General features: G+C 37.6%; 7 protein-coding genes. All 7 read left to right on the top strand.

The genetic code is table 11. From position 1 onward, the window contains the following. The first annotated feature begins 117 nt into the window (after nucleotides 1–117). The 7 genes from acnA to V7149_RS11665 all read left to right on the top strand — a co-directional run bounded on the left by acnA (nucleotide 118) and on the right by V7149_RS11665 (nucleotide 7,094). The gene (gene acnA, locus V7149_RS11695; RefSeq protein ID WP_335345805.1) at nucleotides 118–2,826 is read left to right on the top strand and encodes an aconitate hydratase AcnA; all 2,709 of its coding nucleotides are present in this window, start codon (nucleotides 118–120) and stop codon (nucleotides 2,824–2,826) included. Between the two features lie 132 nt (nucleotides 2,827–2,958). Next, entirely contained in the window at nucleotides 2,959–3,375 is a 417-nt protein-coding gene (locus V7149_RS11690; protein ID WP_335345804.1) for a hypothetical protein, read from the top strand. Nucleotides 3,376–3,418: 43 nt separating this feature from the next. Continuing rightward, nucleotides 3,419–3,925: a peroxiredoxin family protein gene (locus V7149_RS11685; RefSeq protein WP_335345803.1), complete on the top strand. Its 507-nt coding sequence runs from the start codon at nucleotides 3,419–3,421 to the stop codon at nucleotides 3,923–3,925. An 82-nt stretch (nucleotides 3,926–4,007) separates the two neighbouring features. After that, entirely contained in the window at nucleotides 4,008–4,139 is a 132-nt protein-coding gene (locus tag V7149_RS11680) for an FbpB family small basic protein (RefSeq protein WP_315668757.1), read from the top strand. Between the two features lie 62 nt (nucleotides 4,140–4,201). Then, a complete protein-coding gene (locus tag V7149_RS11675) occupies nucleotides 4,202–4,345 on the top strand; it encodes an acid-soluble spore protein N (protein WP_335345802.1) in 144 nt (47 codons plus the stop codon). 63 nt (nucleotides 4,346–4,408) lie between these two features. Further along, complete coding sequence (gene tlp / locus V7149_RS11670; RefSeq protein ID WP_335345801.1) at nucleotides 4,409–4,645, top strand: small acid-soluble spore protein Tlp; 237 nt, start codon at nucleotides 4,409–4,411, stop codon at nucleotides 4,643–4,645. A 118-nt stretch (nucleotides 4,646–4,763) separates the two neighbouring features. Beyond that, nucleotides 4,764–7,094, top strand: coding sequence for an AAA family ATPase (locus V7149_RS11665; RefSeq protein ID WP_335345800.1), 2,331 nt, complete (start codon nucleotides 4,764–4,766; stop codon nucleotides 7,092–7,094). Nucleotides 7,095–7,180: the final 86 nt, after the last annotated feature.

The raw sequence follows: 7,180 nt of genomic DNA, 5'->3' as shown, positions 1-7,180 counted from the left end.
ATGTCACACATTGTATTAAGATTATTGTTGAGAAGAGTAGATGGTCAAAAATCCCATCTATTCGACAAATTTCTAAATCTTTATATTTGATTAAATATGTAAAAGGGGGATAAACCCATGGTGAAAAATGATGTATTTAATGCCCGTAAGTCATTTGAATTAGACGGGAAGCGTTATCATTATTATCATTTAGGTGCTTTAGAAAAAGCTGGTATCGGCAATGTAGCAAATCTGCCGTACTCTATTAAAGTATTATTAGAATCTGTTCTTCGTCAATTTGACGGTCGTGTTATTACGCAAGAACATGTAGAAAACTTAGCAAAATGGGGCACGGATGAAGTTAAAGAGGTTGACGTACCATTCAAACCTTCACGTGTAATCCTGCAAGACTTTACTGGAGTTCCTGCGGTTGTAGATTTAGCATCTCTTCGCAAGGCTATGGCAGACATGGGGGGAGACCCAGATAAAATCAACCCTCTTAAGCCAGTTGACCTTGTTATTGACCACTCTGTTCAAGTTGACCAATTCGGTTCTCCTGAAGCATTAGATGCTAATATGAAGCTTGAATTTGAAAGAAATGCGGAGCGTTATCAATTCCTAAGCTGGGCACAAAAAGCGTTCGATAACTACCGTGCTGTACCGCCTGCTACAGGTATCGTTCACCAAGTAAACCTTGAGTATCTTGCAAGTGTTGTTCATGCAATTGAAAATGAAGATGGAGAATTCGAAGCATTCCCAGACACATTAGTAGGTACTGATTCCCATACAACTATGATCAACGGTATTGGTGTTCTTGGCTGGGGTGTTGGAGGAATTGAAGCGGAAGCTGGAATGCTTGGACAGCCTTCATATTTCCCTGTACCTGAAGTTGTAGGTGTGAAGCTAATTGGAGAACTTCCAGACGGCGCAACGGCTACTGACTTAGCATTAAAAGTAACACAAGTTCTTCGTGCACATGGTGTTGTCGGAAAATTTGTTGAATTTTTTGGTCCTGGCGTCACTGAACTGCCGCTTGCTGACCGCGCAACAATTGCTAACATGGCACCTGAATATGGTGCAACTTGCGGATTCTTCCCAGTTGACGCGGAATCACTTGAATACATGCGCTTAACTGGCCGTTCTGAGGAACAAATTAAATTAGTAGAAACATACTCTAAAGAAAATGGATTATTCTTCGATCCTTCATTAGAGCCAGTTTATACAAATGTTGTAGAGATTAATCTTTCTGATATCGAAGCAAACCTTTCTGGTCCAAAGCGTCCACAGGACTTAATTCCACTTTCAGCGATGAAACAGGAATTTAACAAAGCATTAACTGCTCCACAAGGCAACCAAGGCTTTGGTTTAGATGGAAAGGAAATTGATAAGGAAGTAACAGTTAAATTCAATAATGGCGATACAACAGAAATGAAAACAGGTGCTGTTGCAATTGCTGCCATTACGAGCTGTACAAATACTTCTAACCCATATGTATTAGTTGGTGCTGGTTTAGTTGCGAAAAAAGCCGTTGAACTTGGCATGGAAGTTCCAAAGTTTGTTAAGACTTCTTTAGCACCAGGTTCTAAAGTTGTAACTGGTTACCTTCGTGATTCAGGTCTTCAGCCTTATCTAGATCAATTAGGTTTTAACATTGTTGGTTATGGCTGTACTACTTGTATCGGTAACTCTGGACCACTTAAAGAAGAAATCGAAAAGGCTATCGCTGAAAGCGATCTTTTAGTAACATCAGTTCTTTCTGGTAACCGTAACTTTGAAGGTCGTATTCATCCATTAGTAAAAGCTAACTACTTGGCTTCACCACCGTTAGTTGTTGCTTATGCGTTAGCTGGCACAGTGGATATTGACCTTCAGAAGGATGCTATTGGAAAAGATAAAGATGGAAATGACGTGTTCTTTAAAGATATTTGGCCAACTACTGCTGAGGTAAATGAAGTTGTTAAGCAAACGGTAACACCAGAATTATTCCGTAAAGAATATGAGAATGTATTTGGTGACAATGCTCTTTGGAATAAAATCCAAACAAGCAGTGAGCCGCTTTATTCTTTCGATGAAACATCAACATATATCCAAAATCCTCCTTTCTTTGAAGGGTTAAAGGCAGATCCGGATGAAGTGAAGCCATTAAATAGTCTTCGCGTAGTTGGTAAGTTTGGCGATTCTGTTACGACTGACCATATTTCTCCTGCTGGTGCAATTGGCAAGAATACACCTGCTGGTAAATATTTATTAGAAAACGGAGTAGAGGTACGTGACTTTAACTCTTATGGTTCTCGCCGTGGTAACCATGAAGTAATGATGCGTGGAACATTTGCTAATATTCGTATCCGTAACCAAATTGCTCCAGGAACAGAAGGCGGTTTCACTACTCACTGGCCAACTGGTGAAGTGATGTCCATTTACGATGCTTGCATGAAGTACAAAGAAGAAGATACTGGTCTTGTTGTTCTAGCAGGTAAAGATTATGGAATGGGCTCTTCACGTGACTGGGCTGCAAAGGGTACAAATTTACTTGGAATTAAGACAGTTATTGCTGAAAGCTACGAGCGTATTCACCGTTCTAACCTTGTATTGATGGGGGTTCTTCCACTTCAATTCAAAGATGGTGATAGTGCAGAAGCTCTTGGTTTAACAGGAAAAGAAACAATCGATGTTCAAATCGATGAAAATGTAAGACCACGTGATCTAGTAAAGGTAACTGCAACTGATGAAGAAGGCAACAAGAAAGAATTTGAAGTTCTTGTTCGTTTCGATTCAGAAGTAGAAATCGATTACTACCGTCATGGCGGGATTTTACAAATGGTTCTACGTGAAAAATTAGCTAATTAATTTTTATGCAAAAAGCGTGTGGGGTTTCATTTGTTGAAACCTTACGCGCTTTTTTCGTTCGAGCACTTATTTTTACAAACATAAAGGACTCTTGTATGTTTATTGTAAGAAACTTTGATTGGGAGGAAAGAGATGGGTGCAATTATGTTAGGCCCCTTTATGCTGAAATATGAATGGATTATTTTTTTTCTTGCCGGTATGACTGCTTATTTATTTATGAAATTCATGTCAAAAGAGGATCGTTCATTTCAGGAACTCTTTTTAAGTTCATTTTTAAACGCTGTTCTGATTGGATTTATCGTTTATAAATTTAGTTCCGTTATTTTTCAGCCAACGGTTATTATAGAAGAGCCATTATCCATTCTTTATTCAACTGGCGGAACAAAGGGCAAACTGCTCGGCCTATTAATTGCAGTTATTTATTTTTATACAAAATATCGAAAAGGAAGCTGGCCCCTTAAGAACTGGTTTACGCATATTGTTTATGGAATTGTCACATTTTTCGTTGCTTTTTGGCTGTTCAGAACCTTATTTTTTCTGCTTGTCTAGGTTACAATACGATTAAATAGATAATAAGGGTGTTGAACAGCAAATGATTAAAAAGATCGTAGCAGCAAGTATTATTTTTGGCTTGATGGCAGCAGCAATTGTTCACGCGATGGATAAGGAAGAACCGGAAACGGAGAACCTTCCAGGGCTAAAGGTTGGATTAAAAGCACCTGATTTTGAATTAAAAAACTTAGATGGCGAAACAGTAAGGCTTTCCGATTATAGAGGGAAAAAGGTGATCTTAAATTTTTGGGCAACATGGTGTCCTCCATGTAAAGCGGAAATGCCTGCAATGCAAAAGTTTCACGAAGAAGTCGGTGATAAAATAATTATACTGGCTGTTAATATTGATCCTGAGTATGATGTTGCTGGGTTTGCCAAGCAGATGGATATTCATTTTCCTATTCTTCTCGATGATAAAGATGAGGTAAATACTGCATATAAAATTTTAACCATTCCAACGACTTTCTTTATTAATGAAAAAGGGATTATTACACATAAGCATTTAAGTGCAATGACAATTGACATGATGAGAGAATATACAAAATAAGAATTCATCAGCTTATGCTGATGTTTTTCTTTTGTAAAATAAAATTTTCGAAAATTTGTAATAATTAAAACGGTTATTNNNAATGAGAAAACCACGAAAACGCTCATTCGCCGAACTTGTTTCAGAAAATAAGCGACAAATATTAAAAGATCAGGCAGCAATGGAAAAAATTGAAGAGCGATTAGAAGAAAAGCGATTAAATAAAGCGGAATAACATTCTTTACCATAAATGCCCCCCTACTCTACTGGACATACTTTTAATGAGGAGGGATTCTTATGAGTAATCCGAAACGAGAATCTGTGCAATATAATCCTAATCATATTGGGACAAAATCGCGCAGCTTTGGTGGAAATAAGGGGAAAAAAATGCAAAGCAATACTGGCGGAGTTCCCCAAGTAATACAAACAAAAGGTGAATAGCTTTCCTTTGAAACGACATACTAACTTTGTATCAGCACATCTTCAATAGGAGGTTATTTATTTATGGCTTATGAAAATAAACCTAAACCAGATGATCGCAGTGACAATGTTGAAAAACTAAATACGATGGTTGAAAACTCAATTGAAAATATGAATGATGCTGAAGAAACGATGCAGTTTGCTGATGGAGAAGAGCGTGCAAAAATTGCCGCTAAAAATGAGCGCCGTAAGGAAAGTATTGAAGCAATGCGTGCGGAAATTCAAGATGAAAGCCAGGCACGGCAAAATGGTTATAAATAAATAAGCTACATTTAGAAGACCTGATCCCAAAGATCAGGTCTTCTTTTAATTCAAATTTTTTTCCCTATCATTAAGTATGATATGATAGTTGTGGACTATAAAAGAAGAAGTGATGCAGATGGAAAAACAAAGACAGAACAAGTATATGAACAGTCAAATAAGGAATTGGGAATTGGAGTTTCAGCATAATGGTTATATTGAAAATGAAGCTGCAATATTAGCCTTCATCAAAACGTTAAATCACAATGAAAATAGGGAACTAGTTTCAGAATTACTATCGCTCGCCGGTCGTTCAAGACTAGCAAAAGCAAAGGAAGATACTCTTGGTCTTGCGTGGATACAAAAAGCATATAGCTTAAATCCACATCATTCTAAAGCGGCTGAGATCATCGAACAAATGAATTGGAAAAACAAAGAAGTTTTATTAGATATTTTGTCGTTTCCTCCGCTTCGAGAAACAGATAATAAACAAGCGAAATTGCAAACCGTTAATCAGATTCAAGAACAATGTAGGATGTTTTTAGATCAAGCTGAAGAGGAGCGGGAGCAACTTACCAAAACTCAAGATAAACTGACGGATGACCATTTGATCAAATTATATTCAAGCATGGATATACTGTTAGATAAGGCTGAGGAGGAGACGTTAAGGCTTCTTAAAGCAAGTGAAGAATACATACAATCCGTTGTGGGAGTCTTTTACCACTCTTCGTATTACGCTGAAATGAGAGAAACTTTAGACCGGATTGAAGAGATTAAGAAGAGCTGGGAATTGCTTTTTAAAGAGGAATCATTAGAAGTTGAAACTGCAGCAAACCCACTGGAAGAATTGGAAAAATTGATCGGATTAGAACATGTTAAAGGGCGAGTAAGAGATTTTTACCGATATTTAAAGTATCAGAAGGATAGAAAAGCACTTGGTTTTCAATTAAAAGATGAATTAAGCCTGCATATGATTTTGACAGGAAACCCGGGAACTGGGAAATCGACATTAGCAAGGTTACTGGCAAAAATTTATTATCACCTTGGTTCATTATCTAAAGAAGCTGTAGTAGAAGTCGATCGTTCACAGCTAGTCGGCGCTTTTGTTGGGCAAACGGAAGAAAACGTACGGGCTGCAGTCCAAAAAGCACTTGGAGGAGTATTATTTATTGATGAGGCTTATAGTTTAAGAAGAGAAGGACAATCAAGCAATGATTATGGGCAAACGGTCATTGATACCCTCGTGTCATTAATGACAGGCCAAGAATATGGCGGGAAATTTGCTGTTATTATGGCCGGATACCCAGATGAGATGCGTCAGTTCCTTGATGCAAATCCTGGGTTAAGAAGTCGTTTTCCCCAATCGAATTTTATCCATCTGCCTAACTATTCAAATGATGAGCTCATTCAGATTGCCGATAAACTTGCTTTAGATAATGACTATGTTCTGACTGCTGAGGCAAAACAGGAGCTTGAAAAAAGGATTGAAATGGAAAGGGTAGATGATACGTTTGGAAATGCCCGGGCTGTAAAAAACATTGTCTTAGATGCTATTTTTAATAAAGGTGCTCATATTGATGATGGCGACAATTCCATATTAGATTATTCACTGCTCGATAAAACGGATTTTGAAATGACTGCATACGATGCGCCAATAAATCCTAAAAAACAATTAATAAATTTAATAGGTCTTCAAACGGTAAAAAACGAAGTGAATATGTTAACATCATTTGTAAGGATGCAGCAAATTAGAAGAGAAAAGGGACTTCCAGTCGTACCAATCCAGCTTCATTCAGTTTTTATTGGAAACCCGGGAACAGGAAAGACTACCGTTGCCAAAATTTATGCAGAGCTTTTAAAGGAATGCGGATTTTTAAAAAGAGGGCATTTAATTGTTGCAAGCCGAGCGGATTTTGTCGCTGGATATGTCGGACAAACTGCGATTAAAACGAAAAAGAAATTGAAAGAAGCACTTGGCGGAGTCCTCTTTATTGATGAAGCCTATTCCTTATTATCTGGAGTTCAAGGTGACTTTGGCAAGGAAGTCATTGATACTCTAGTTGATGAAATGACAAAGCATAATGAGAACTTAGTTGTCATATTAGCAGGTTATCCGAACGAAATGGAGGCCTTGCTGCATAGTAATCCGGGGTTGAAATCAAGATTTAAAAAGTTTCTCTATTTTAATGATTACACTGCGGAAGAGCTGCTCCAAATTATGATCAATTATGCTTCACAATTTCAATACGAAATAACAGGAAGTGCGATTGAGTATCTTAAAGGGGAACTTAAGGGAATATCCATAAACGGTAATGGACGATTTGCAACAAATCTAACGGATGAAACAATTCAATCCCAAGCAATGAGGATTCTTGCTGGAGACGATAAGGATACGCTGTTACAGAATGTATCCTATCTTGAAAAAGAAGATTTTGAAACAGCTCTCAAAAGAATGGGAAATGGGGAATAAACATGTTAGTATCAACAAGGGAAATTGAAGTAAGATACGCTGAAACGGACCAAATGGGTGTTGTTTACCATGCTAACTATTTAATT

This window comes from Bacillus sp. JJ1503, assembly GCF_036965125.1.
Classification (GTDB): domain Bacteria; phylum Bacillota; class Bacilli; order Bacillales; family Cytobacillaceae; genus Cytobacillus.
This window is presented reverse-complemented; position numbering and strand designations above follow the sequence as displayed.